We start from the raw sequence: 21852 nt of genomic DNA, 5'->3' as shown, positions 1-21852 counted from the left end.
GCCCTACGCGGGGACGAACGGCGCGGGCACGACGCCGGCCTCCGCGCCGCCCCCCCCCCCCCCCGCCCCCCGGCCCCCCCCCCCCCGCCCCGCCCCCCCCCCCCCGGGCGCCCCCCCCGCCCCCCCCCCCCCCCCCCCCCCCCCCCCAACGCGCCCGCGCGCCCGGCAACCGGGGGCTCCGCCCCCGAACCCCCGCTCCTCAATCGCCGGAGGGGCTTAAGTCGCCCCGGAAAGCCGGGATCCGCCCCACCGCAGGGGCCAGCCATACGCATCCCACGCCGGAAGGCGAACGCGTGCCGGGAGCCCCTCACGCGTTCGGGCGTGCCCCCGCCGCCGCCGCCCGCGCCGCCTCCGCCATCGCCTCCAGCTGCGCAAGCATCGGCATCGGGTCCGTGCCCACCGTCCCCGGCAGGAAGTCCGCGATGCGTTCCGGGGTCCACGCCGCCCCCTCCGCGTACCCCGCGCGCAGTTCCCTCGGCTGGGCCCAGACCGCGATCTTCGGGCCCGCGATCGTGTACACCTGCCCGGTGATCTTCTCCGCGCGGGCCCGCTCGCTGAGCAGGTAGACGACGAGTGCCGCCACGTCCTCCGGCTCGCCGATCTCCTTGAGCTCCATGGGGACGTTGGCGGACATCCGGGTACGCGCCACCGGCGCGACCGCGTTCGCCGTGACGCCGTACTTGTGCAGGCCCAGCGCCGCGCTGCGCACCAGCGAGATGATCCCGCCCTTCGCCGCGCTGTAGTTCGCCTGCGCCACGCTCCCCTGGTGGTTGCCGCTGGTGAAGCCGATCAGCGTGCCCGCGCCCTCCTGCTTGCGCATCACCGCGGACGCGGCCCGGAAGACGGTGAACGTGCCCTTGAGGTGGGTGGCGATCACCGGGTCCCACTCCTCCTCGGACATGTTGAACAGCATCCGTTCGCGCAGGATGCCGGCCACGCACACCACCCCGTCGATACGCCCGAACCGCGCCAGCGCGGTGTCCACGACCCGCTGCCCGCCGGCCATGGTGGAGATGTCGTCCGCCACCGCGACCGCCTCGCCGCCCGCCGCCACGATCTCCTTGACGACGGACTCGGCTATCTCGCTGGCGGGTTCACCGCCTTCGATGGAGACGCCGTAGTCGTTGACCACGACCCTCGCCCCCTCGGCCGCCGCGGCGAGCGCGACGGCCCGCCCGATGCCACGCCCGGCACCCGTGACGGCCACCACTTTGCCTGCCAAGAAGTTCCCCATGTCCGGCCCCTTCCCGCGGTTTCTGACGGACCGTTAGATTCTATGGGTCATCAGGTCCACCGGCACAAGCCCCAGGAGGCTCCATGTCACTGCCGGACGAGTTCCACGACATCGCCAAGCGCGTGAACAACTGGGGCCGCTGGGGCGCGGACGACGAGATCGGGACGCTCAACCTCATCACCGACGAGGTCGTACGGGAGGCGGCGGCCACCGTCCGGACCGGGCTGCGGATCCCGCTCGCGCTCCCTCTCCAGCAGGACGGCGTGCAGAGCGGGCTGATCCAGGGGCGGGTCAATCCGCTGCACACCATGGTCCAGATCAACCAGGAGCTGTTCGGTCCCGGCACCGTCGCCACCAGCGACGACAGCGCGGTCCTGAGCCTCCAGACCGCCACCCACTGGGACGCCCTCACCCATGTCTCGCACTCGGGGAAGATCTACAACGGCCGCCCGGCCGACACCATCACCGCGCACGGCGGCGCCCGGTTCAGCGGCATCGACAAGGCCACGCACATCGTCTCGCGCGGGGTGCTGCTCGATGTGGCCCGCGCCCACGGGGTGGACCGGCTGCCCGGCGGCCACGCCGTCACCCCCGAGGACCTGGACGCGGCCGAGGAGCTGGCCGGAATCCGGGTGCGGGCCGGCGACATCGTGCTCGTACGGACCGGGCAGGTGCGGGTCTATCTGGCCGGGGACAAGAACGGGTACGCCTACCCGTCACCGGGCCTTTCGATCCGGACGCCCGAGTGGTTCCGCGCGCGGGACGTGGCCGCGGTCGCCAATGACACGCTGACCTTCGAGATCTTCCCGCCGGAGATCGAGGACCTGTGGCTGGGGGTGCACGCGCTGGACCTGGTCGAGATGGGCATGCTGCAGGGCCAGAACTGGAATCTGGAGAAGTTGTCCACAGCCTGTGCGGAGTCGGGCCGCTACGGCTTCCTGCTCTCCGCCATGCCGGAACCCTTCGTCGGCGCCACCGGCACACCGGTCGCCCCGGTCGCGGTCTTCTGAGGCGCCGAACCACCCGGAGCCGAACCCGCCCGGAGCCGAACCGCCCGGAGCCGGCCCGCCGCGGAGCCGGGCCGGTGCAGGGCCGCGCCCCGCACCGACGGAAACGGCGCTCCTGACGGAACCGGACCTACGCGCGACGGGTGACCGCGTGCGACGCCTCGTACGCGGCGCCCACCTCACGCCCGGCGGCGTCACAGCCACCGGTGTCGCACTGCACGGGGCTCTGAACGGGGCTCTGAACGGGACTCTGCACCGGGCCCTGCGCGGCGCCGTGCGCGCCCGCGCCCTGGGCGCAGGGCTGCATCTGCACCTGGATCAGCGGAATGCCCCGGTCCACCTCGCACCAGATGCGTTTGCCGGCGCCCTCCGGCTGCCAGCCCCAGCGGTCGGCCAGGCCGTCGACCAGCTCCAGGCCCCGGCCGCCGGTGTCCTCGCCCTCCGCGTGCCGCTGCTGCGGCGGGCGGCAGCTGGCGTCGGCCACCTCGACCCGTACGGTCCCGGCGTTGCCCGGCGCTCCCGTCGAGCCGAACAGCATGCGCAGCACGGCCGGACAGCCGGTGTGCACGACCGCGTTGGTGACCAGCTCCGAGATCAGCAGGATGAGCGTCTCGGCCAGCGGCTCATCGTCCCGTATCCCGGACCCGACCAGCCGCGATCGCGCCCATCTGCGGGCCCGCCCGACCTCCGCGGGGTCGGCCCCGACCTCCAACTGAACCTGAAGCACCTGCACCGCTCACACCATCCGAACCGGCGGACACATCGCCTCGCGCCTCCTCAGGGTCACGGAACGTGATTCCCTTACGAGACAGCATGGTTGACGTACAGTCACCGCAACAAGCGCTTCGGGCATATTCCAGCGCGAAGGAGTACGCATGGTGCATACTGTGCGACGCACGTTGCGGAGAGTCGAACAGAGACGCCCGGAGACCACGAAAACCCCGGAAATCGCTTCCCCGGCAGGCCCGGACCCTCTGTGTGGACCACGAGCAGGGCACCTCTCGCGGACCGGAGCAGCCGCACAGGCCACATCCGGATCGCCAGGTTCCAGAACCACTCGCATCCAACGGAGCGTACCCGAGCCCGGCGCCGACTCCACCCCGTGACGAATCACGCAACGGACACAAGCCGGTATCGGTGCATACCGACTGCGCTGTGTCACTCCGCAGCGTGAACCTCAGGGGTCCATCGCGTCACCTGTGTGCACCGGCCAACCATCCGCTCCGGTTCAGGTCAGATCGGCGGCCAGCGCCTCCTCCGCGTCCGCCGCCGTCAGCCACTGCCCGGACCGCAGCCAGGCCCGCTTGAGATGCAGATGGACGTCCGCCTCCCAGGTGAAGCCCATACCGCCGTGCACCTGGAGGCAGTCGCGGGCATTGCCGACGGCCGCCTCGTCGGCGAGCAGTTTGGCCCCGGCGATCTCCACCGGGTCCGCCGTCACGGCGGCCGCGTAGACGGCGGTACGGGCCGTCTCGGCGCGCACCAGCATTCCGGCGCACAGATGCTTGACCGCCTGGAAGGCCCCGATCGGCGCTCCGAACTGTTCACGTTCACCGGCGTGTTGAACCGCCGACTCCAGACTGCGGGCGGCGCTGCCGAGCTGTTCGGCGGCGGTCAGCAGGGCGCCCTCGCGGCGCAGCCGCGCCCCGTCCGGCAGCGATTCGCCGTCGTGCGCGGCCAGGTCCGGCACCCGCCACAGGGGGGTGCCCGGGTCCAGCGACCGCACGGGCCGGGCCTCCCGTACGACCTGCCGGAGCGCCCCGCCGGTCAGCACCCGCGCCCGGTCCCCGTCCAGGACCAGCAGCGCGTCCGCGTCGGCGAGGTGCCCCACCGGCCGCCCGGCCTCCGCGAGCGCCACCACGGCCTCGCCCTCCGCCGCCCCCTTCACCGCGCCCGCCGCGAGCTGAGTGGCGGCCAGGGGGCCCGGCAGCAGGACCCGCCCGATCTCATCGAACATCAGTACGGATTCGGGCAGGCCGAGCCCGACACCGCCCGCCGTCCCGGGCAGCCGCAGCGCGAAGAGACCGGCCGCGCCGAGCTCCCGCCACAGCTCACGGCCGACGCCGCCGTCCAGCGCGGCCCGCATCCGGTCCCTGCCGAACCGGCCGGCGAGCAGTTCCCGTATCCCCGTCCGCAGGTCCCGCTGGTCCTGTGAGAGCCGGAAGTCCACTGTCCGCTCACCGCCCCTTCGGCAGGCCGAGAATCCGCTCGGCGACGATGTTCCGCTGGATCTGCGAGGTACCGGCCGCGATCGTGTACGAGAGCGAGGAGAGCCGGTCCAGCACCCATTCCCGGTCCAGGTCGAGGGCGTCGCCCGCGCCGAGCACCTCGGCCGCCGCCTCGTACAGCTCCTGGCGGGCGTGCGAGTAGCGCAGCTTGAAGACCGAGCCGCCGGTGCCGGGCACGCCGCCGGTGCTCTGCGCCTCGCTGACGTTCCACTGGGTGAGCCGCCACAGCGCCCGGAACTCGGCGTTCAGCCTGCCCAGCCTCCGGCGCAGCACCGCGTCGTCCCACCGCCCGCTGCGCCGCGCCTCGGCCGCGAGGGCGTCCAGGGTGCGTCGGCAGGCGACGACCTCACCGACGAAGGCCGTGCCGCGCTCGAAGGAGAGCGTGACCATGGTGACCCGCCAGCCGTCGTTCTCCTCGCCCACGCGGTGCGAGACGGGCACCCGCACCTCGTCGAGGAACATCTCGGCGAATTCCGTGGACCCGGCGAGCGTGCGCAGCGGCCGGACGGTGACGCCGGGGGCGTCCATTCGCATCGCGAGCCAGCTGATCCCACGGTGCTTGGGCGCCGCCGGGTCCGTCCGCACCAGCAGCTCGCACCAGTCCGCGACCTCCGCGTGCGAGGTCCAGATCTTCTGCCCGCTGACCACGTAGTCGTCGCCGTCGCGCACGGCACGGGTCCGCAGCGAGGCCAGGTCCGAGCCCGCGTCCGGTTCGCTGAACCCCTGGCACCAGATCTCGTCGCCGCGCAGCACCGGCGGCAGCCAGCGGGCCCGCTGGGCGGCGGTGCCCTCGGCGGCGACGGTGGGCCCGGCGTGCAGCAGCCCGACGAAGTTCGCCCCGACATAGGGCGCCCCGGCCCGCTCCGTCTCCTCCAGGAAGATCAGGTGCTGGGTCGGGGTGGCGCCCCGGCCGCCCGCGTCGGCGGGCCAGTGCAGGCCCGCGTAGCCGGCGTCGTACAGCAGCCGCTGCCAGCCGGTGTCGTACGCCCGCCGCCCCGGCCAGTCGCCGGGGTCCGGCTTCCCGGGCAGGCCGGGGAGCACCGAGGCCAGCCACTCCCGCAGTCGGGCCCGGAAGGCTTCCTCTTCCTCCGTGTACGCGAGGTCCATGACGCGCGCGCCTACTTGTCGAGGTCCAGGCCGAGCATCCGGATCGCGTTCCCGCGCATCAGTTTGTAGACGGTCTCCTCGTCCAGTCCCTTGACGTGGTCGAGGGCGACCTCCTTCGTGTGCGGGAAGGTCGAGTCGACGTGCGGGTAGTCGGTCTCGAAGGTGGCGTTGTCCCGGCCGACGACGTCGAGCGAGGCGATGCCGTGCTTGTCGCGGAAGAAGCAGCAGAACATCTGCCGGTAGTAGTACGTCGACGGCGGCTCGGGGATCAGATCGCGCACCCCGCCCCAGGCCCGGTGCTCCTCCCAGACGTCGTCGGCGCGCTCCAGGGCGTACGGGATCCAGCCCATCTGGCCCTCGCTGTAGGCGAGCTTGAGCGTCGGGAACTTCACCAGCACGCCGCTGAACAGGAAATCCATCATCGAGGCCATGGCGTTGTTGAAGGAGAGCGAGGCCTGCACGGCGGGCGGGGCGTCGGGGGACGCGGCGGGCATCTGCGAACTGGACCCGATGTGCATGTTCACGACCGTGCCGGTCTCCTGGCATACGGCGAAGAACGGGTCCCAGTAACCGGTGTGGATCGACGGCAGCCCCAGATAGGTCGGGATCTCCGAGAAGGTCACCGCCCGCACCCCGCGCGCCGCGTTCCGCCTGATCTCCGCGACGGCCAGGTCGATGTCCCAGAGCGGGATGATGCAGAGCGGGATCAGCCGGCCGCCGCTGTCACCGCACCACTCCTCCACCATCCAGTCGTTGTAGGCGCGGACGCACGCGAGCGCGACCTCCTTGTCGTGCGCCTCCGCGAAGGTCTGCCCGCAGAACCGCGGGAAGGTGGGGAAACAGAGGCTCGCCTCGACATGGTTGAGATCCATGTCCTTCAGCCGCTCGGCCGGATCCCAGCAGCCGCGCCGCATCTCCGCCCGGGTGATCCCCTCCAGCGTCATGTCGTCGCGGTCGAACCCCACGGCGGCGATGTTCCGCTTGTACGGGAACTTGAGGTCCTCGTAGATCCACCAGTCGGTGGGCGGGCCGTCGGGATCCATCGTGATGACGTACTTGCCGCCGGTGTACGCGAGCTCCCCGATGCCCGCGGTCAGCGGCTGCGGACCGCGCTCCCGGTACTTGGCCGGCAGCCAGGTCGAGAACAGGTGCGGCGGCTCGATCACATGGTCGTCGACGCTGACGATCCGAGGCAGTTCCGTCATGGTGTCCCCTTCGGCGCACGCTTTTCTGATGACCCGTCAGATTTACTTCGCCCTCAGGCTAGCCCCGCACCCCTGGACCGACAAGGCACAGCGCTCTACGCTCTCCGCACGATCTGACTACCCGTCAGCTGTGAGGGGTTCGCCGTGAACGAGACCGCACATGCCCTGGGCGCATCAGGCACCTTCTGGGAGCTCATCGAACGCCGGGCCGCCCTGACGGCCGACCTGCCCTTCCTGATCCAGGACGACCGCACACTCACCTTCGGCGAGCTGAGGGACCGCAGCGAGCGGGTGGCCGCCGGGCTGTACGCCATGGGGGTTCGCCCGGAAACCGTCGTCGCCTGGCAGCTGCCGACCCGGCTGGAGACGGCGCTGCTGTCCTTCGCGCTGGCCCGGATCGGGGCGGTGCAGACACCCCTCATCCCCTTCTACCGCGACCGCGAGGTGGGCTTCGCGCTGCGCCAGTCGAAGGCCGGGTTCCTCGCCGTGCCCGGCACCTGGCGCGGCTTCGACCACACGGCGATGGCCGGCCGCCTGGCAGCGGACCTCGACCGCCCGCCGCAGGTCTTCGAGGCGTACGACACCCTCCCGGACGGCGATCCGGCGATCCTGCCCCCACCGCCCGCCGAGGGCACGTCGGTGCGCTGGATCTACTGGACCTCGGGCACCACCTCCGACCCGAAGGGCGTCCTGCACACCGACCGCAGCCTGATCGCGGCCGGCTCCTGCCTGGCCCACGCGCTGCGCCTGTCGGCGGCCGACGTCGGCTCGATGGCCTTCCCGTTCGCCCATGTCGCCGGCCCGGACTACACGGTCATGCTGCTGCTGTACGGCTTCCCCGCGGTGATGTTCGAGCACTTCGCGATGCCGGACGCGCTGGCGGGCTACCGGCGTCACGGGGTGACGGTCGCGGGCGGCTCCACGGCGTTCTACTCGATGTTCCTGGCGGAGCAGCGCAAGGACCCGGCCCGCCCGCTGATCCCCACGCTGCGCCTGCTGGCGGGCGGAGGCGCCCCGAAACCCCCCGAGATCTACCACGCGGTGGTCCGCGAGATGGGCGTCCAGCTCACCCACGGCTACGGCATGACCGAGGTCCCCATGATCACGATGGGCGCCCCGGACGACACCGTGGAACACCTCGCCGAGACGGAGGGGCGCCCGCCCGAGGGCATGGAGATCCGGATCACCGACGAGGACGGCAAGCCGCTGCCGTACGACACGGACGGCGAGGTACGGCTGCGGGGCGAAGCCGTCTGCAAGGGCTACCTGGCCTCCACCAGCCCCTTCGACGCGGAGGGCTTCCTGATCACGGGCGATGTCGGCCACGTCGGGCCGAGCGGGCACCTGGTGCTCACGGGCCGGCTGAAGGACATCATCATCCGCAAGGGCGAGAACATCTCGGCGAAGGAGGTGGAGGACCTCCTCGCCCGCCACCCCGGCGTGGGCGACGCGGCGGTGATAGGCCTCCCCGACGAGTCGCGCGGCGAACGCGTCTGCGCGGTGATCGAACAGCCGCCGGACGCCGCCGCGCTCACCCTCCCCGAGCTGACGGCCTACCTGCGCGGCGAGGGCCTGTCCGTCCACAAGCTCCCGGAACAACTGGAGGTGGTGGACGCGCTCCCCCGCAACGAGACCCTCCGCAAGGTACTGAAGTACCGCCTGCGGGAACGGTTCACGACACGGTGACGCCGGTCCGGGGTGCGGGTTCTTGTCCTCAATCGCCGGACGGGCTTGAGATGTGCGCCTGCCCGGTGGGCGGGGGGTGGTGCCCCTCCGGGGCGTCTCCTCAAAAATGGCGTGTTCACCCCGGTCCGAGAGGGACCCGGGTCGTACGCCATTTCCTGCGGGGACTCCCCTGCACGTCCCCACCCCTGCATCACGCGCGCCTGCACACCGGCCCTACGACTGCCGCAGACGCGAGGCGGCCGGGTCCGGGGCCGTGCAGGGGAGTCCCCGCAGGACGACGAACAGATACCCGGGTCCGTTTGCGTACCCGCCGCACGTTCGTCGTCTGAGGAGACGCCCCGGAGGGGCACCGGACCCCCACCCACCCGGAAAGCGCACCCCACGGGGGCACCCGACGCCACCCAAGCCCGTCCGGCGATTGAGGACGGAACCCCGCACCCCGGACCGGGGCAAACACGCGGCCGCCCGCCCAAGGGCTACGCGTCGGGCTCGATCACCGTGAAGTACGCGGCGAACGCCGCCACCGCGTCCGCCTCCGCCACCCGCCCGTCCCCGTCCCCGTCCAGGCTCCGCGCGGCGAACGCCGCCGCGTCCGGGCTCGCGCCCAGTACCCGTAGCGCCCGCTCCACGGCGGGCACCGCGGCCGGAACGCCGTCGTCCTGGGCGGCCACGGCGAGCGCCGCGCGCAGGAAGGGGCGGGCGATCTCCGCGAACCGCTCGGGGCTGTCCCGGAGCCGTTTCACCGCCCCGCCGACGAACTCCTCGCGGTTGACGCGCTGGTCCCCGTCCACGTCCGCGATGCCCGCCATGCCCTGCCAGAACGCCTCGGCCCCGCTGTAGAGCGCCTGGCCCTTGTCGCAGCGGGCCGTCGTGGTGAACTCGGCGAGCAGCCGGGCCGCGGCGGCGTTGAAGTCCGCGCGATCGATGTACCCATTGCCGTCCTGGTCGAAGGCGGCGAAGCGGAATGCGATCTTGCGCTCATACTCTGCGCTGTCCATGCGGGGAGCGTACGACGCCCACGGGGGTCACGTGTCACTTACCGGCGTCAGCACTGTGACAACCCGGCACTGAACGGCAGCGGCGACCGCCCGCCGGACGGCCGCCGCGCGGACGGTCTCAGGCCGAAAGCGGCTGGGCCGCGTCGTCGACGGCCGAGTCGCAGTCGGGGTACACCTCGAACAGCCGGCGCACGCCGAGCGCCGCGAGCACCCGGTTGACGTGGGAACCGTCCTCCGCGCCCCGGGCGGGCAGGATGAGCCGCAGCCGGCCGCCGCAGGAACGCATCAGCCGGCGGGAGGCGATCAGCACGCCGACGCCGCTGGAGTCGCAGAAGAAGACCTCGGAGAGGTCGAGGACGACGTCGTGGCGGCCGACGGCGACCGCGTCGTGGACGGACTGGCGGACGGCCGGTGAGGTCACCAGGTCCAGTTCACCGCGCATGTGCAGCACGGTCCACCCGCCCTGCTCGCTCTCGGCCACGCTCAGTGGCTTCCGGGAACGCTCCTGGGCGAACCAGGGGGCGTGAGCGGCGGCAGCCGGGGGGCGGTTTCCAGGAGGGGATGGCTTTGTCACGCGACTGGGCCTCTCGTTCCGGGGATTCCGGGGAATTCGCGATCCGGAAGTTTGCGTTCCTCCTCGCGGCTGCCCCGGCGCACCCCCCATGAAACACCGCCTCCCCCAGGAACGCACAGAAGGGTTTCAGGCAGAAATGATCACTTCAGGTCTGATTCCGGTGCCCCGGGGGCCGCATTCCCTATCATCCAGGGCGTCCGCGCGGACGTACTTGCCACAAAGGGCGTGCCCTGTCAGTACTGCCGACTACATTCGGTGTGACGAGGCGTACACAAAGACGGGCACAGGGCTGGGGGTCTCATGGCCAATAACGCACCACCCCGCTGGGACCGCAGGATGCAGCAGCGGCTGGCACGCGGAGAGGCGGCCGCCCTCGGGGAGCTCTACGACCGGTTCGCCTCGCTCGTGCACAGCCAGGCCCACCGGATGCTCGACGACGAGAGCGCCGCGGACCTGGTGACCCGGGAGGTCTTCGGGTACGTGTGGGAGAACCCCGACGCCTACGACCCCAAGCAGGGCTCGATGCGGTCCTGGGTGGCCCGGCTCACCCACCGCCAGTCCGTGCGGCGGCTGCGCGGCACCGCCGCCGACGGGACGTACGAGGACGCGGAGGACGGCCGGGCCCGCGCCGACCCGGCCGATCTGGAGGAACGGGTGCACCGGGCCACGGCCGCCGCCCGTGCCGACTACATCGTCGCGTCCATGCCCGCACCGCTGCGGGCCGCGCTGGAGCTCGCGTACATCCAGCGACGGGACTACCGGCAGGCCGCGACCGACCTCGGCGTCACCGAGGACGAGGCCCGGCGCCGGCTGCGGCTCGGGCTCCAGCTGCTCTCCACCGCCCAGACCCGTCCGCTGGAGGGCTCCTCGCCACCCGGATACGGGCGGCGGCTGTGAGCGAGGACGCGGAAGGGCTCGACGGCGACGGCCGCGAGTGGAACGGTCAGGACGACGAGGTGCGAGGCGCCCGTCGCATACCGGGCCCGCGGGCAGCCGCGGACGACTTCGACTTGGGGCACGCAACGCCACCGCCACCGCCACCACCCACGCCCCAGCCGGAATCCGTACCGCCGCCACCGCAGCCGGACCCGGCCGATGACCGACCGGGCCCGCCGGGTCCGCCGGCCCTGGTGCTCCCGCACCGCGTGCTGAAGGCGCTCCTCGGTGCGTGGGCGCTGGCCGCCTGCTCCGCCGAGGAGACCGAGGCCGTCGAGGCGCACCTCACGGAGTGCGCGCCCTGTGCGGACGAGGCGCTGCGGCTGCGTGACGCGGTCGGGCTGCTGCACACCGACGCCAGCCTGGATCTCGATCCGCTGCTCAGGACGCGGGTGCTGGAGAACTGCCTGAGCCGCCGGCCGGCCAAGATCCCGGTGCCCGAATGGGTGGCTCCGTACGACGCGGAGACGGCCCGCCTCGATGCGCTGCTGCGCGACATCGGTGCTTCCGAGTGGCACGCCCCGGTGCGGCTGAAGTGGTTCGAGGACGAGCGCACGGCCAACCGCAGGACGACGGTCGCCGGGGTCATCGGCCACCTCATGACCGTCGACGGGCTGGTCAGCACCGCGCTCGGCCTCGACGACCCACTCGCCGACAGCGTCCCGGGCATTCCGCGCCGTGGCCCGGGACCGGCGCTCGCGCCCACCGCGCGCACCGAGAGCTACTGGTCGTCCGCCCGGCGGCCGCCGACCCGCGCGGTCCGTGAGCCGTGGCGCGACCAGAGCCACACCCTCATCCGTACCGTGTCCTTCGCGGGCCGCGGTGTCTCGGACCTCTCCGTCTCCTACGGCGACTTCGCGCTGCCGTTGCGGGACGCCCTGCTGGACCGTGCCTTCGAGTGCTGGGTGCACGGCGGTGACATCGCGGAGGCGGTGGACTATCCGTACGAGGCGCCCTCCGCGGCCCATCTCCACCGGATGATCGACCTCGCGGCCCGGATGCTGCCCGCCGCGCTGGCCGAACGGCGACGGTCGGGGCTCGCCGGTCCGGCCCGCCGACTGGTGACGGCCGGTTCCCCGGGGCGCTCGCTCCATCTGGAGGTCGAGGGCCTGGGCGGTGGTGACTGGTACATCGCACTGGATTCACCGGCCGCGATCGGCTCCCCCGACCACGCGGTGGCGCAGGTCGCGCTGGACGGCACCGAGTTCTGCCAGTTGGTGGCGGGTCATGTGCCGGCCGTGGAGGCGGCGGCCGGCCAGCGCGGGGACCGCGAGGCGATCCAGGACGTGCTCCTCGCGGCGGCCTCGCTCAGCAGGCTGTGAGACCGGCCGCCGTCGGCACGGCCCGGCCTACGGGAAGACGACGGTGCGGCGGCCGTTGAGCAGGATGCGCCGCTCCGCGTGCCACTTCACGGCGCGTGCCAGCGCCTGGCACTCGACGTCGCGCCCGACGGCGACCAGCTGGTCCGGCGTCACGCCGTGGCCCACCCGCTCCACTTCCTGCTCGATGATCGGCCCCTCGTCGAGGTCGGCCGTCACGTAGTGCGCCGTCGCACCGATCAGCTTCACGCCGCGGGCGTACGCCTGGTGGTACGGCTTGGCGCCCTTGAAGCTCGGCAGGAACGAGTGGTGGATGTTGATGATCCGGCCGCTCAGCTGCTTGCACAGATCGTCCGAGAGGACCTGCATGTAGCGGGCCAGCACGACCAGCTCCACGTCCTCCTCGCGGACCAGCTCCAGCAGCCGCGCCTCCGCGTCCGCCTTGTTGTCCCTGGTCACCGGGATGTGCCGGAAGGGGACGTCGTACGAGGCGACGAGCTCGGCGAAGTCGGTGTGATTGGAGACGACCGCGGCGATCTCGACCGGCAGCGCCCCGATCCGCGAGCGGAACAGCAGGTCGTTCAGGCAGTGGCCGAACTTGCTGACCATCAGCACGATCCGCATCCGGTCCGCGGACCGGTGGATCTGCCAGTCCATCCGGAAGGAGTCACCGATCGCGGCGAAGCTCGCCCGCAGCTTCTCCGCCGTCACCGGGCTGTCCGCCGAGAAGTGGACGCGCATGAAGAACAGACCCGTGTCGTGGTCCCCGAACTGCTGACTGTCCTCGATATTGCAGCCGGTCATGAAGAGATAGCTCGACACGGCGTGCACGATGCCCTGTTTGTCCGGGCAGGAGAGTGTGAGGACATACTGCTCGGACGCGGCGTCCGGGACAGCGGAGGCAACGGAATCGGAGGGCTGCGGCGCGGTCATTCCCGTAGGGTGCCACACCGCCCGGATCTCAGGCCGTTCTGGTCATGATGCGGAGCACGTCCAGCGAACGAGGCGGCACATCGGGGTCCTCGCCGTCGTTCGAGGCGAGCAGCACATGGGCCTCGCGGGCGGCCCGGACGGCCTCCGGCCAGCCGTGGTGCTCCAGATAGGCGGACACCGGGGCGTCCGCGCCGACCTGGTGCATGATGCGCAGCACCCGCAGCACGGCGACGTCGACGAGGGCGGCCTCACCGGAGTCCCGGAAGACCGTGCCGACGTATTTCTCGGCGGACCAGTTGTCGAGCCAGGTGTCCTCGACCAGGCGGTACACGGCGTCGGTGACGTCGCCGTATCCCTCCCGGCCGGCCAGCCAGCACTCGTGATGGAAGACGGGGTCGGAGAGCATGTGCAGCGCCGAGCGCACGTTGCTGCGCCAGCGCCACCACGGAATGTCGTTGAGCGGCATGCCGCCCATGGTGGAGGAGCGACGGCCGCGACGGGAAGTGTTCTCGGAACCTTGCTGCACAGCTGTCGATCGTACGTTCCCTTTCCGGCCTCCCGTGCGGCCCCCTGCAATTCACTCGGATGTCACCGAGCGTTGAACGCGGCACACTGCGGCGTTACCCCGGGGCGGGAATCGTCTGGGCCCATGACCGGACGGCAACGCCCCATCGCTTCCCGCCCTTCGAGGCTGCTCGTCAGCGCAGTGGCGGCGGGGGGCCTGCTGACGACCGGCTGCGGCGCGCTCCCTGGGGTATCGGGGGACTCCAGGGCGCCCGTCACCGTCGTCACCTGGGCGCCCGGCGGCGCGTCCGGCCCGGACGCGGCCGACATGGCGGGAATGACCGCGATGGCGCGGACGTACGCCCGCTGGGTGAACGGCGACGGCGGGCTCGACGGGCACAGGCTGAGGGTGCTCACCTGCGACGAGCAGGACACCTCGACCGGCGCGGGGAACTGCGCCCGGCTGGCCGTCGAGGAGAAGGCCGTCGCGGTCGTCGGCTCGTACAGCCGCCACGGGCGGGCGTTCACGGCGCCGCTGGAGGTGGCCGGGATTCCGTACATCGGCGGGTACGGCGCCTCCGAGGAGGAGTTCCGCAGCTATGTGTCCTACCCCGTGACCGGCGGCCAGTCCGCACTGCTGGCCGGCAACGCCAGGCAGCTGGCCGGCAGTTGCGACCGGGTCGCGCTGGTGCGGCCGGACACGCTGGGCGGCGATGGGCAGTCGTGGCTCCTGAAGACCGGTCTCACCGAGGCGCGTCGGCCCGCGCCGGTCGACATCCGGGCGGCGGAGGCGGCCACTTCCTACGACGACGCGGCCGGCCGGGCACTGACCGGGGCGGGCGCGGCCGGCGGGTGCGTGACGGCCGTGCTCGGGGACCGCACGGAGACCTTCTTCGACTCCTTCCGCCGGCTGGAGCCGCCGGACGCGGCGGTCAGGATCTCCTCGGTGCTCGGCAGCGTGGGCCAGCCGCTCATCGACCGCACCGGCGGCCGCGACAGCCCGTTCGAGGGGGCGTACGTCACCGGCTGGTACCCGGACTCGGGCGACGCCCGCTGGAACCGGATGCGGCAGGTGATCCGCGAGCACGCCTTCGGCGACAACCGGATCGACCCGGACGACACGGGCGTGCAGACGACCTGGATCGCCTACACCGCCCTGAAGTCGGTCGTGGAGTCCCTGCACGAGCCGGAGATCACCGCCTGGAAGGTCACCAAGGCCCTCAACAAGGGCATCCGGGTCGACACCGGCGGCCTCACCCCCGAGCTCCGCTGGCGCTACGAGGACATGATCGGCTCGGACTCCTACCCGCGCATCGTGAACAGCAAGGTGACGTTCCAGATCGTCCGCGACGGCAAACTGGTCGCCGACCGGAAGGGCTTCGTGGATGTGACTAAGACCCTGTCGGACGCGAGCGCGACCGGCTGAGACGGGGTGGGCGGACCCGCCCCGCCCCGTCTCACCGCCGTGCTCAGAGCTCGGTGGCCTCGTGCTCGGTCAGGCCGTACTTCTTCGCGATGGTGTTCCACAGCCCGGACGCCTCGTGCTTGGCCTTGCTCGCCTCGCCGCTCCGCACGTCGGCCTGCTGCCTCTGCGGGGTCGTACGGGCCGTGCCGTGCTTGCAGACCTTCTTGCTCTTGGCCTGCTCGGCCCAGGCGGCGTAGTGGTCGTCGGCGGACGCGGACGCCTGCCAGGCCTTGGTGAGCGAGGCGGTCAGCCGGCCGTTGTCCGGCAGCTTGTCGACCGACAGGTCCTTGAGCCGGGTGACCAGGTCACGGCGCTGCTGGGCGGCGCCCTTCAGATCCGCCACGGCCTGGTCCAGGTTGGTGCAGGTCTTGGTCTTCTCCACCGCGCCGATGACCGCGGCCCGGCTGTTGTTGCTGTCCGCGAGAAGCTTGTCCAGCGCCTCGGCCTGCGGCTTCGCCGGGTCGGCCGCCTCCTTGGCGGGAGCGTCGGCGGCGGGTGAACTCGCCGAGGCCACCGGCTGCTTGCTGTCCTTGTCGTCGTCGCCACCGCTCAGCAGCGCACCGGCGCCGAGCCCGATCACGGCACAGCCGACGACGACCGCGGCGATCAGCGGGACGTGCGCGGGCCGCTTGCGCCGCTCGTCACGCCCCTCCTGCGGCAGCCCGTCCTCGGGTCCGCCGTACGCGGGCGGCTGCTGCTGGTACGCCTGCGGGGGCTGCTGGGGGCCCTGGTGCTGCGGGGGCAGCTGCTGCGCGGGGTCGAACCGGGGCATCTGCTGCGTGGCACCGGCGGGCTCGTCGCTGCGGAAGAGGTTGTCGAACTCGGCGGGCGGCGGCCGCTCACCGGGCGTCCCGGGCCTGATGCCGTAGGGGGCGCCGCCGGGCACCGGGGGTATGAACTGGGTCGCGTCGGAGTCCTGGCCGCCCGGCGCGGGCGGTGCGGCGTGACCACCGGCCGGCGGCTGCTGGTACCCCTGCTGCTGGCCTTGGCCCAGGTACCGGGTCGACTCCGCGGGGCTCTCCGGCGGCGGCCCGCCCGGCGCGGGGCCCGAGGGCACCGGCGCGATGAACTGCGTGGCGTCCGCGTCCCCGCCCATGCCCATGCCGGGCACCGCCTCGGGCGGCAGCGGCTGGGCGTACGGGCCCTGCGGCTGGGCGGGCGGGAGCGGGAGCGGCTGCTGCGGCGACTGGCCGTACGCCGGTCCCTGGTGCCCCTGCTGGTGCTCCTGCTGCCCGTGCTGACCCTGCTGCGGCTCCTGGCCGTACGACGGAGCCTGCGCCTGCTGGTCCTGCCCGTACTGTCCCTGGCCGTACTGCCCCTGGTCGTACTGCCCTTGGTCATACTGCCCCTGCTGCTGCCCGTACGCGGGCGCCTGCTGGTCCTGCCCGTACTGGCCGTGGCCAGGCGCCTGCGGCCCCCAGGGCTGGCCCCACGGCTGTCCTTCCGCCGGGGCCTGCTGGTCCGCGGGTGCCCCCGGTGTCCAGGGCTCGCCGCCACCCGCGGGCAGCACGACGCCCTCGTGCGCGGGTCGTACAGCAGGGAGCTGCTGCTCGTCGCCCTGTCCGCTCTGTGTCACCGGGACTCCTACGTGTGTACCTATGGAATCGTCGGCTCACGCTACCGGGTGGTTGCCGCCGTTCGCCAAGCGCGTGAGGTCACTCACCTCCCCTTCACACCGGCTGTAACACCCAGCGGCCCCACGGCGCTGTTAACACCCCGCCCGGCGACAGGGGCGGCCGGAAAGGGACCCGGCCGCACCTCTCCGGTTCAGGCGGCCTGGAGCTCCAGGCGGGCCCCGAACTCCCGTACCGCGGGCTCGTCCCCGTACGGCACCAGCCGCTGTTGCAGGTCCTCCAGATACTCCGCGCCCCGGCTGGAGCGCACCGAGCCCAGCAGCTCCATCGCCCGCGTCCCCGTGTGGCAGGCCTGCTCCACGTCGCGCAACTGCACCTGCGCCGTGGCCAGCAGCGCCAGGCCGATGCCGCGGCGGCGGGCGCGGGACTCCGGGTGGCCGTCCAGGGACTCCTTCGCCCGGCGGGCGGCCGCCTCCGCCTGGCCGAGGTCGCGGTGGCAGTGCGCCAGTTCGTCGGCCAGGTAGGCGTGGTCGAAGTGCGCGATCCAGTCGGGATCGTCACCGCTGTCCGGATCGGCGCGCTCCAGGGCGGCCTGTGCCAGGCCCGCCACCGACTGGCAGGTGCCGGCGTCGCCGAGGAGGGCGTGGCCGCGCGCCTCCGCGGCGTAGAACATCGCCTCCGCCCTCGGTGTGACCCGCCCGCGCGCGCCCTCCTGCGCGGCCCTGGCCAGTTGGGCGATCTCGCGCGGATTGCCGAGCTGGGCCGCGAGATGGCTCATCGACGCGGCCAGCACATAGCCGCCGTAGGCGCGGTCGCCCGCCGCCTGCGCCAGCCGCAGCGCCTGGATGTAGTAGCGCTGGGCCAGCCCCGGCTGGCCCGTGTCGATCGCCATGTACCCGGCGAGCTCGGTGAGCCGGGCGACGGCGGCGAACAGCTGGCGCCCGGTCGATTCGCGGTACGCACCCGAAAGCAGCCCGGAGACCACGCTGTTCAGGTAGTGCACCAGGACCGGCCGCACATGGCCGCTGCCGAACCGGTGGTCGAGGTCGACCAGCGCGGCCGTCATCGCCCGCACCGCCTCCACGTCCGGCATCCCGACCCGGGCCCCGGCCGCCCGCGCGACCTGCGGGTCCGCGCCGCTGATCAGCCAGTCCCGGCTGGGCTCGACCAGCGCCGACGAGGCCACCGCCGAACCGGTGAGGAAGTCGCGGCGGCCGACATCGCTGCGCCACAGCTCACAGACCTGCTCGATCGCCCCGATCACCGTCGGGGCGAACTGCAGGCCCACGCCGGAGGCGAGGTTCTTGCCGTTGGCCATCCCGATCTCGTCGATCGTGACCGTACGGCCGAGCTTGCGGCCGAGCGCCTCGGCGATGATGCCCGGTGCCCTGCCGCGTGGCTGCTGTCCGCGCAGCCAGCGGGCGACCGAGGTCTTGTCGTACCTGAGGTCGAGCCCGCGTTCGGCCCCGACCATGTTGACGCGGCGGGCGAGGCCCGCGTTGGAGCATCCGGCTTCCTGGATGAGCGCCTGGAGCCGTTCGTTCGGCTGGCGTGCGACGAGAGGCCTGGCTGCCATCGTTTGTCCCCCTGAGGCCGCAGTGATCATGCGGGATCACTGCCCGACATATGACTGAGAAATGCACCGATTCATCGTGTTGGTCACTTTCACGGCGTCTTGCATCTTTCGTCACAGCAAGCGCCCTAGGATGAGAGACGAACTGTGCCGGAATTCCCGTATCTGGTTACCCCTCCTTCGCCGTGACGCCTACCGCGCGCCCCCGCCCATGCCTCGATGCGCCCCGCGTGACGGGAGCGAAGCGGCCCCAACCGCGCACGCCACGCCCGTAACCCCACGTGGTGGCGGGAGTTGTGCTGTGCGTGGAAGAGCCCATCGGAGTCAAGGAAGCCGCGCAGGTCCCCCAGCAGCGCGCCGAGCCGCTGCTCGACGCCGCCGTGCGGTACACGGAGGAGCGGCACTGGGACGTGTGCCCCGGCACCTGGCTGGAGCCGGCCGACGGGACGGAGGGGTGCTCGTGCGGCGAGGCCCGCTGCGCCGCTCCCGGCGCCCATCCCACCCGGGCCGACTGGGCGGGCCAGGCCACCGGCAGCGGCGCGGCGGCCCGCCGGATGTGGTCCCAACACCCCCGGGCGGCCATCCTCTTGCCGACCGGACGCGCCTTCGACGCGATCGACGTACCGGAGTCGGCCGGCTTCCTGGCGCTGGCGCGGGTGGAGCGGCTGAGCCTGCCGCTCGGGCCGGTCACCCGCACCCCCGACCGCCGGATGCAGTTCTTCGTCCTGCCGGGCGCCGCCGCCAAGGCGGACGGCCTGGTGCGGCGGCTGGGCTGGAGCGCCGCCGCGATCGGTCTGCGCGGCCGCGGCGAGGGCCATTACGTGACGGCGCCGCCGACCCGGGTCGGCGGCAGCGGCGTGGTGCAGTGGGCCCGCCGCCCCACCACCGCCAACCGCTGGCTGCCCGAGGTGGAGGAGCTCATCAGCCCGCTCGCCTACGCCTGCGGCAGGGAAGCAGCCGACGCGCGGACCCGCCTTTCGTAGGGTGGCCCCCACAGACGGGGACTTCGAAGGGCGTGCACGATGCCGGACCGGCGCGAGACCGACAGAGCAGAGCAGGCCCTCGACGCGGACCCGCCGCGGGTGACGCCGCCCGCGGTGCGCGTGGAGGGGCTCTGGAAACGGTTCGGCGAGCAGACCGCGGTGGCCGGAATCGATCTGGAGCTGCCCGCGGGCAAGTTCGTCGGCCTGGTGGGCCCCAACGGCGCGGGCAAGACCACCACCCTGTCCATGGTCACCGGGCTGCTCCGCCCCGACATGGGCCGGATCGAGGTCGGCGGACGGGATGTCTGGCGCGATCCGGTCGAGGTGAAGTCCCGGATCGGCGTCCTGCCCGAGGGCCTGCGGCTCTTCGAACGCCTCTCGGGACGTGAACTGCTCGGCTACACCGGCCGGTTGCGGGGACTGCCGGGGCCCGAGACGGACAGCCGGGCCACCCAGCTCCTGGACGTACTGGACCTGGCGGGCGCCCAGCACAAGCTGGTCGTCGACTACTCGACCGGCATGCGGAAGAAGATCGGGCTGGCGGCGGCGCTGCTGCACAACCCCGAAGTGCTCTTCCTGGACGAGCCGTTCGAGGGCGTCGACCCGGTGTCGGCGCAGACCATCCGCGGTGTGCTGGAGCGCTACACCCGCTCCGGGGCGACCGTCATCTTCTCCAGCCATGTGATGGAGCTCGTCGAGTCGCTCTGCGACTGGGTGGCCGTCATGGCGGCCGGCCGCATCCGGTCCCAGGGCACCCTGGCGCAGGTGCGCGGCGACGCGCCCTCGCTCCAGGACGCCTTCCTGGAGCTCGTCGGCGCGGGCGGCCGCGACAACGGTGACGCCCTGGACTGGCTGGGCGGCGCCCGATGAGCGTGTTCGACGCCCCGGCGGGATCCGGGCCCCGGACGGGCGGCATGGACGGTACGGCCCTGGTCCCCGTCTTCGTACGGCTCAAGCTCACCCTGCTGCGCAACGGGCTGCGGCAGTCGGCCGGCCGGCGGGCCGCGTACATCGCGTCCGTCGTCATGACCCTGCTGATCGCCGCGGGCCAGCTGATCGGGCTGATCGCGCTGCGCGGCAACGCCCACGCGGAATCGCTCGTCGTGCTGCTGGCCGCGGTGCTGGCGCTCGGCTGGGCCGTGATGCCGCTGTTCTTCGCCGCCGGGGACGAGACCCTCGACCCGAGCCGGCTGGTGATGCTGCCGCTGCGGCCGAGGCCTCTGATCGTCGCGCTGCTGATGGCCTCGCTGGTCGGAATCGGCCCGCTGTTCACGCTCTGCCTGACGGCCGGTTCGGTGATCGCGCTGGCCCACGGTGCGGGGGCGGCGGTGTTCGCGGTCGTGGCCGCCCCGCTGACCCTGCTGGTCTGCGTGGCGCTGACGCGGGCCGTCGCCACGGCCAACAGCCGGCTGCTGACCTCCCGCAAGGGGCGCGATCTGGCGGTACTCAGCGGACTGGTGATCGCGGTGGGCATCCAGGCCGTCAACTTCGGCGCGCAGCGGCTCGGCCAGGCCGGCGGCCTCTCCGCGCTGGACCCGGCCGCGGACGTGGTGCGCTGGCTGCCGCCCGCTTCGGCGATCGGGTCGGTGGAGTCCGCGTCCCAGGGCTCGTACGGCCGGGCCGCCGTTCAGCTGCTGCTCTCCGTGGCGGCGCTGGCCCTGCTGGTGTGGCTGTGGCAGCGCAGCCTGGTGAAGCTGATGACGGCACCGGACGGCTCGACGCTCGCCGCCGCCGAGCCGAACCGCGCGAAGTCCGGTTCGCGCGGCGCCGGCCTGTGGGCGCTGTTCCCGGAGGGGCGCACCGGCACCGTGATGCAGCGCAGCCTGCGGTACATCGCACGGGACCCGAAGACCAAGGCCGCGTGGGTGACGGCGCTGGCGATCGGGCTGATCGTGCCCCTGCTCAACGCCATGCAGGGCACCGGCTCGGTCTACTTCGCCTGCTTCGCCGCCGGGATGCTCGGCATCCAGATGTACAACCAGTTCGGGCAGGACACCTCCGCGTTCTGGATGGTGGCCGCGGCGATCTCCTCGACCCGGGACGCGTACCTGGAACTACGGGCGCGCGCACTGGCGATGCTGCTGATCACCCTTCCCTACACGGTGCTGGTCACGGTGCTGACGTGCGCGGTGCTCGGGGACTGGAAGACGCTGCCGGGGGTCATGGGGCTGTCGTTCGCGCTGCTGGGCGCGATGCTGGCGACGGGCGCGGTGGCCTCGGCGAACTTCCCGTACTCGATCCCGCAGGACGGCGCGTTCAAGAACGTGGCGCCCGGTCAGGCCGGGCTCGCCTGGATCTCGATCTTCGGCGGCATGGTCTCGGCCGCGCTGCTGTGCGCGCCGGTGATCGGCGCGACGATCTGGCTGCATCTCGCCGGTGCGCAGGGCTGGCTGTGGCTGCTGTTGCCGGTGGGCGGCGCGTACGGGGCGCTGATCGCCTGGGCGGGACTGCGGATGGCGGCGCCCCGGACGGCGGACCGGCTGCCGGAGATCCTGGCGGCGGTCAGCAAGGGGTGACGGACGGGGG

At 72.5% G+C, this 21852-nt stretch carries 19 protein-coding genes; 8 read left to right on the top strand and 11 right to left on the bottom strand.

Annotated elements, in window-relative coordinates; translation table 11 throughout:
• Window positions 1–307: 307 nt before the first annotated feature.
• Window positions 308–1234 carry an SDR family oxidoreductase gene (locus ACZ6S6_RS22725; RefSeq protein WP_363069577.1) on the bottom strand — a complete coding sequence of 309 codons (927 nt, stop codon included), beginning with the start codon at window positions 1232–1234 and terminating at the stop codon, window positions 308–310.
• 83 nt (window positions 1235–1317) lie between these two features.
• Between ACZ6S6_RS22725 and ACZ6S6_RS22720 the strand changes: the two genes are divergently transcribed.
• Complete coding sequence (locus ACZ6S6_RS22720) at window positions 1318–2244, top strand: cyclase family protein (RefSeq protein WP_362962243.1); 927 nt, start codon at window positions 1318–1320, stop codon at window positions 2242–2244.
• A 127-nt stretch (window positions 2245–2371) separates the two neighbouring features.
• On the opposite strand, the gene ACZ6S6_RS22715 is transcribed toward ACZ6S6_RS22720, so the two are convergent.
• The 4 genes from ACZ6S6_RS22715 to ACZ6S6_RS22700 all read right to left on the bottom strand — a co-directional run bounded on the left by ACZ6S6_RS22715 (window position 2372) and on the right by ACZ6S6_RS22700 (window position 6781).
• Entirely contained in the window at window positions 2372–2974 is a 603-nt protein-coding gene (locus ACZ6S6_RS22715) for an ATP-binding protein (protein WP_469706735.1), read from the bottom strand.
• A 495-nt stretch (window positions 2975–3469) separates the two neighbouring features.
• Window positions 3470–4411 (bottom strand): acyl-CoA dehydrogenase family protein, encoded by a 942-nt coding sequence (locus tag ACZ6S6_RS22710; RefSeq protein ID WP_469706734.1) that lies wholly within the window; start codon window positions 4409–4411, stop codon window positions 3470–3472.
• A 7-nt stretch (window positions 4412–4418) separates the two neighbouring features.
• Window positions 4419–5576: an acyl-CoA dehydrogenase gene (locus ACZ6S6_RS22705; RefSeq protein ID WP_362962249.1), complete on the bottom strand. Its 1158-nt coding sequence runs from the start codon at window positions 5574–5576 to the stop codon at window positions 4419–4421.
• A gap of 11 nt (window positions 5577–5587) precedes the next feature.
• Entirely contained in the window at window positions 5588–6781 is a 1194-nt protein-coding gene (locus tag ACZ6S6_RS22700; RefSeq protein ID WP_362962251.1) for an amidohydrolase family protein, read from the bottom strand.
• A 144-nt stretch (window positions 6782–6925) separates the two neighbouring features.
• Between ACZ6S6_RS22700 and ACZ6S6_RS22695 the strand changes: the two genes are divergently transcribed.
• Window positions 6926–8467 carry a class I adenylate-forming enzyme family protein gene (locus ACZ6S6_RS22695; protein ID WP_362962253.1) on the top strand — a complete coding sequence of 514 codons (1542 nt, stop codon included), beginning with the start codon at window positions 6926–6928 and terminating at the stop codon, window positions 8465–8467.
• 476 nt (window positions 8468–8943) lie between these two features.
• On the opposite strand, the gene ACZ6S6_RS22690 is transcribed toward ACZ6S6_RS22695, so the two are convergent.
• Together ACZ6S6_RS22690 and ACZ6S6_RS22685 are read right to left on the bottom strand one after the other, a co-directional pair.
• Window positions 8944–9465, bottom strand: a complete 522-nt coding sequence (locus ACZ6S6_RS22690; protein ID WP_362964121.1) for an EF-hand domain-containing protein — start codon at window positions 9463–9465, stop codon at window positions 8944–8946.
• A gap of 118 nt (window positions 9466–9583) precedes the next feature.
• Entirely contained in the window at window positions 9584–9907 is a 324-nt protein-coding gene (locus ACZ6S6_RS22685; protein WP_469706754.1) for an STAS domain-containing protein, read from the bottom strand.
• 432 nt (window positions 9908–10339) lie between these two features.
• On the opposite strand from ACZ6S6_RS22685, the gene ACZ6S6_RS22680 reads away from it, so the two are divergent.
• Window positions 10340–10936, top strand: a complete 597-nt coding sequence (locus tag ACZ6S6_RS22680) for an RNA polymerase sigma factor (protein ID WP_362964119.1) — start codon at window positions 10340–10342, stop codon at window positions 10934–10936.
• Window positions 10933–12297 carry a zf-HC2 domain-containing protein gene (locus ACZ6S6_RS22675; protein ID WP_469706733.1) on the top strand — a complete coding sequence of 455 codons (1365 nt, stop codon included), beginning with the start codon at window positions 10933–10935 and terminating at the stop codon, window positions 12295–12297. Before ACZ6S6_RS22680 ends, ACZ6S6_RS22675 begins: the two co-directional genes overlap by 4 nt.
• 27 nt (window positions 12298–12324) lie before the next feature.
• Here ACZ6S6_RS22675 and purU read toward each other — a convergent pair whose 3' ends face one another.
• Together purU and ACZ6S6_RS22665 are read right to left on the bottom strand one after the other, a co-directional pair.
• On the bottom strand, window positions 12325–13227 hold the full coding sequence (purU, locus tag ACZ6S6_RS22670) for a formyltetrahydrofolate deformylase (protein WP_362964117.1): 903 nt from the start codon (window positions 13225–13227) through the stop codon (window positions 12325–12327).
• A 28-nt stretch (window positions 13228–13255) separates the two neighbouring features.
• Window positions 13256–13702 (bottom strand): SCO4402 family protein, encoded by a 447-nt coding sequence (locus ACZ6S6_RS22665; protein ID WP_024494606.1) that lies wholly within the window; start codon window positions 13700–13702, stop codon window positions 13256–13258.
• Window positions 13703–13876: 174 nt separating this feature from the next.
• Between ACZ6S6_RS22665 and ACZ6S6_RS22660 the strand changes: the two genes are divergently transcribed.
• Window positions 13877–15157: an ABC transporter substrate-binding protein gene (locus tag ACZ6S6_RS22660; protein ID WP_469706732.1), complete on the top strand. Its 1281-nt coding sequence runs from the start codon at window positions 13877–13879 to the stop codon at window positions 15155–15157.
• Window positions 15158–15200: 43 nt separating this feature from the next.
• Here ACZ6S6_RS22660 and ACZ6S6_RS22655 read toward each other — a convergent pair whose 3' ends face one another.
• Both ACZ6S6_RS22655 and ACZ6S6_RS22650 read right to left on the bottom strand, forming a co-directional pair.
• A complete protein-coding gene (locus ACZ6S6_RS22655; RefSeq protein WP_469706731.1) occupies window positions 15201–16772 on the bottom strand; it encodes a hypothetical protein in 1572 nt (523 codons plus the stop codon).
• A 191-nt stretch (window positions 16773–16963) separates the two neighbouring features.
• On the bottom strand, window positions 16964–18346 hold the full coding sequence (locus tag ACZ6S6_RS22650; protein WP_207319185.1) for a transcriptional regulator: 1383 nt from the start codon (window positions 18344–18346) through the stop codon (window positions 16964–16966).
• 293 nt (window positions 18347–18639) lie between these two features.
• On the opposite strand from ACZ6S6_RS22650, the gene ACZ6S6_RS22645 reads away from it, so the two are divergent.
• Genes ACZ6S6_RS22645 through ACZ6S6_RS22635 form a run of 3 tightly spaced genes read left to right on the top strand, consistent with a single transcriptional unit; the run spans window position 18640 to window position 21842 of the window.
• Window positions 18640–19326, top strand: a complete 687-nt coding sequence (locus ACZ6S6_RS22645; protein ID WP_362964128.1) for a bifunctional DNA primase/polymerase — start codon at window positions 18640–18642, stop codon at window positions 19324–19326.
• Window positions 19327–19365: 39 nt separating this feature from the next.
• The gene (locus tag ACZ6S6_RS22640) at window positions 19366–20196 is read left to right on the top strand and encodes an ABC transporter ATP-binding protein (protein ID WP_469706730.1); all 831 of its coding nucleotides are present in this window, start codon (window positions 19366–19368) and stop codon (window positions 20194–20196) included.
• Complete coding sequence (locus tag ACZ6S6_RS22635) at window positions 20193–21842, top strand: transporter (RefSeq protein WP_469706729.1); 1650 nt, start codon at window positions 20193–20195, stop codon at window positions 21840–21842. The genes ACZ6S6_RS22640 and ACZ6S6_RS22635 overlap by 4 nt, the downstream gene beginning before the upstream one ends.
• Window positions 21843–21852: the final 10 nt, after the last annotated feature.

It is taken from the genome of Streptomyces sp. NPDC048671 (genome assembly GCF_055587045.1).
This window is presented reverse-complemented; position numbering and strand designations above follow the sequence as displayed.

What these genes read in the sequence shown, in the direction of transcription:
- ACZ6S6_RS22725 (WP_363069577.1), bottom strand. Translation starts at nt 1,234, where the DNA reads ATGGGGAACTTCTTGGCAGGCAAAGTGGTGGCCGTCACGGGTGCCGGG.
- ACZ6S6_RS22720 (WP_362962243.1), top strand. Translation starts at nt 1,318, where the DNA reads ATGTCACTGCCGGACGAGTTCCACGACATCGCCAAGCGCGTGAACAAC.
- ACZ6S6_RS22705 (WP_362962249.1), bottom strand. Translation starts at nt 5,576, where the DNA reads ATGGACCTCGCGTACACGGAGGAAGAGGAAGCCTTCCGGGCCCGACTG.
- ACZ6S6_RS22700 (WP_362962251.1), bottom strand. Translation starts at nt 6,781, where the DNA reads ATGACGGAACTGCCTCGGATCGTCAGCGTCGACGACCATGTGATCGAG.
- ACZ6S6_RS22690 (WP_362964121.1), bottom strand. Translation starts at nt 9,465, where the DNA reads ATGGACAGCGCAGAGTATGAGCGCAAGATCGCATTCCGCTTCGCCGCC.
- ACZ6S6_RS22685 (WP_469706754.1), bottom strand. Translation starts at nt 9,907, where the DNA reads ATGCGCGGTGAACTGGACCTGGTGACCTCACCGGCCGTCCGCCAGTCC.
- ACZ6S6_RS22680 (WP_362964119.1), top strand. Translation starts at nt 10,340, where the DNA reads ATGGCCAATAACGCACCACCCCGCTGGGACCGCAGGATGCAGCAGCGG.
- purU (WP_362964117.1), bottom strand. Translation starts at nt 13,227, where the DNA reads ATGACCGCGCCGCAGCCCTCCGATTCCGTTGCCTCCGCTGTCCCGGAC.
- ACZ6S6_RS22665 (WP_024494606.1), bottom strand. Translation starts at nt 13,702, where the DNA reads ATGGGCGGCATGCCGCTCAACGACATTCCGTGGTGGCGCTGGCGCAGC.
- ACZ6S6_RS22660 (WP_469706732.1), top strand. Translation starts at nt 13,877, where the DNA reads ATGACCGGACGGCAACGCCCCATCGCTTCCCGCCCTTCGAGGCTGCTC.
- ACZ6S6_RS22650 (WP_207319185.1), bottom strand. Translation starts at nt 18,346, where the DNA reads ATGGCAGCCAGGCCTCTCGTCGCACGCCAGCCGAACGAACGGCTCCAG.
- ACZ6S6_RS22640 (WP_469706730.1), top strand. Translation starts at nt 19,366, where the DNA reads ATGCCGGACCGGCGCGAGACCGACAGAGCAGAGCAGGCCCTCGACGCG.
- ACZ6S6_RS22635 (WP_469706729.1), top strand. Translation starts at nt 20,193, where the DNA reads ATGAGCGTGTTCGACGCCCCGGCGGGATCCGGGCCCCGGACGGGCGGC.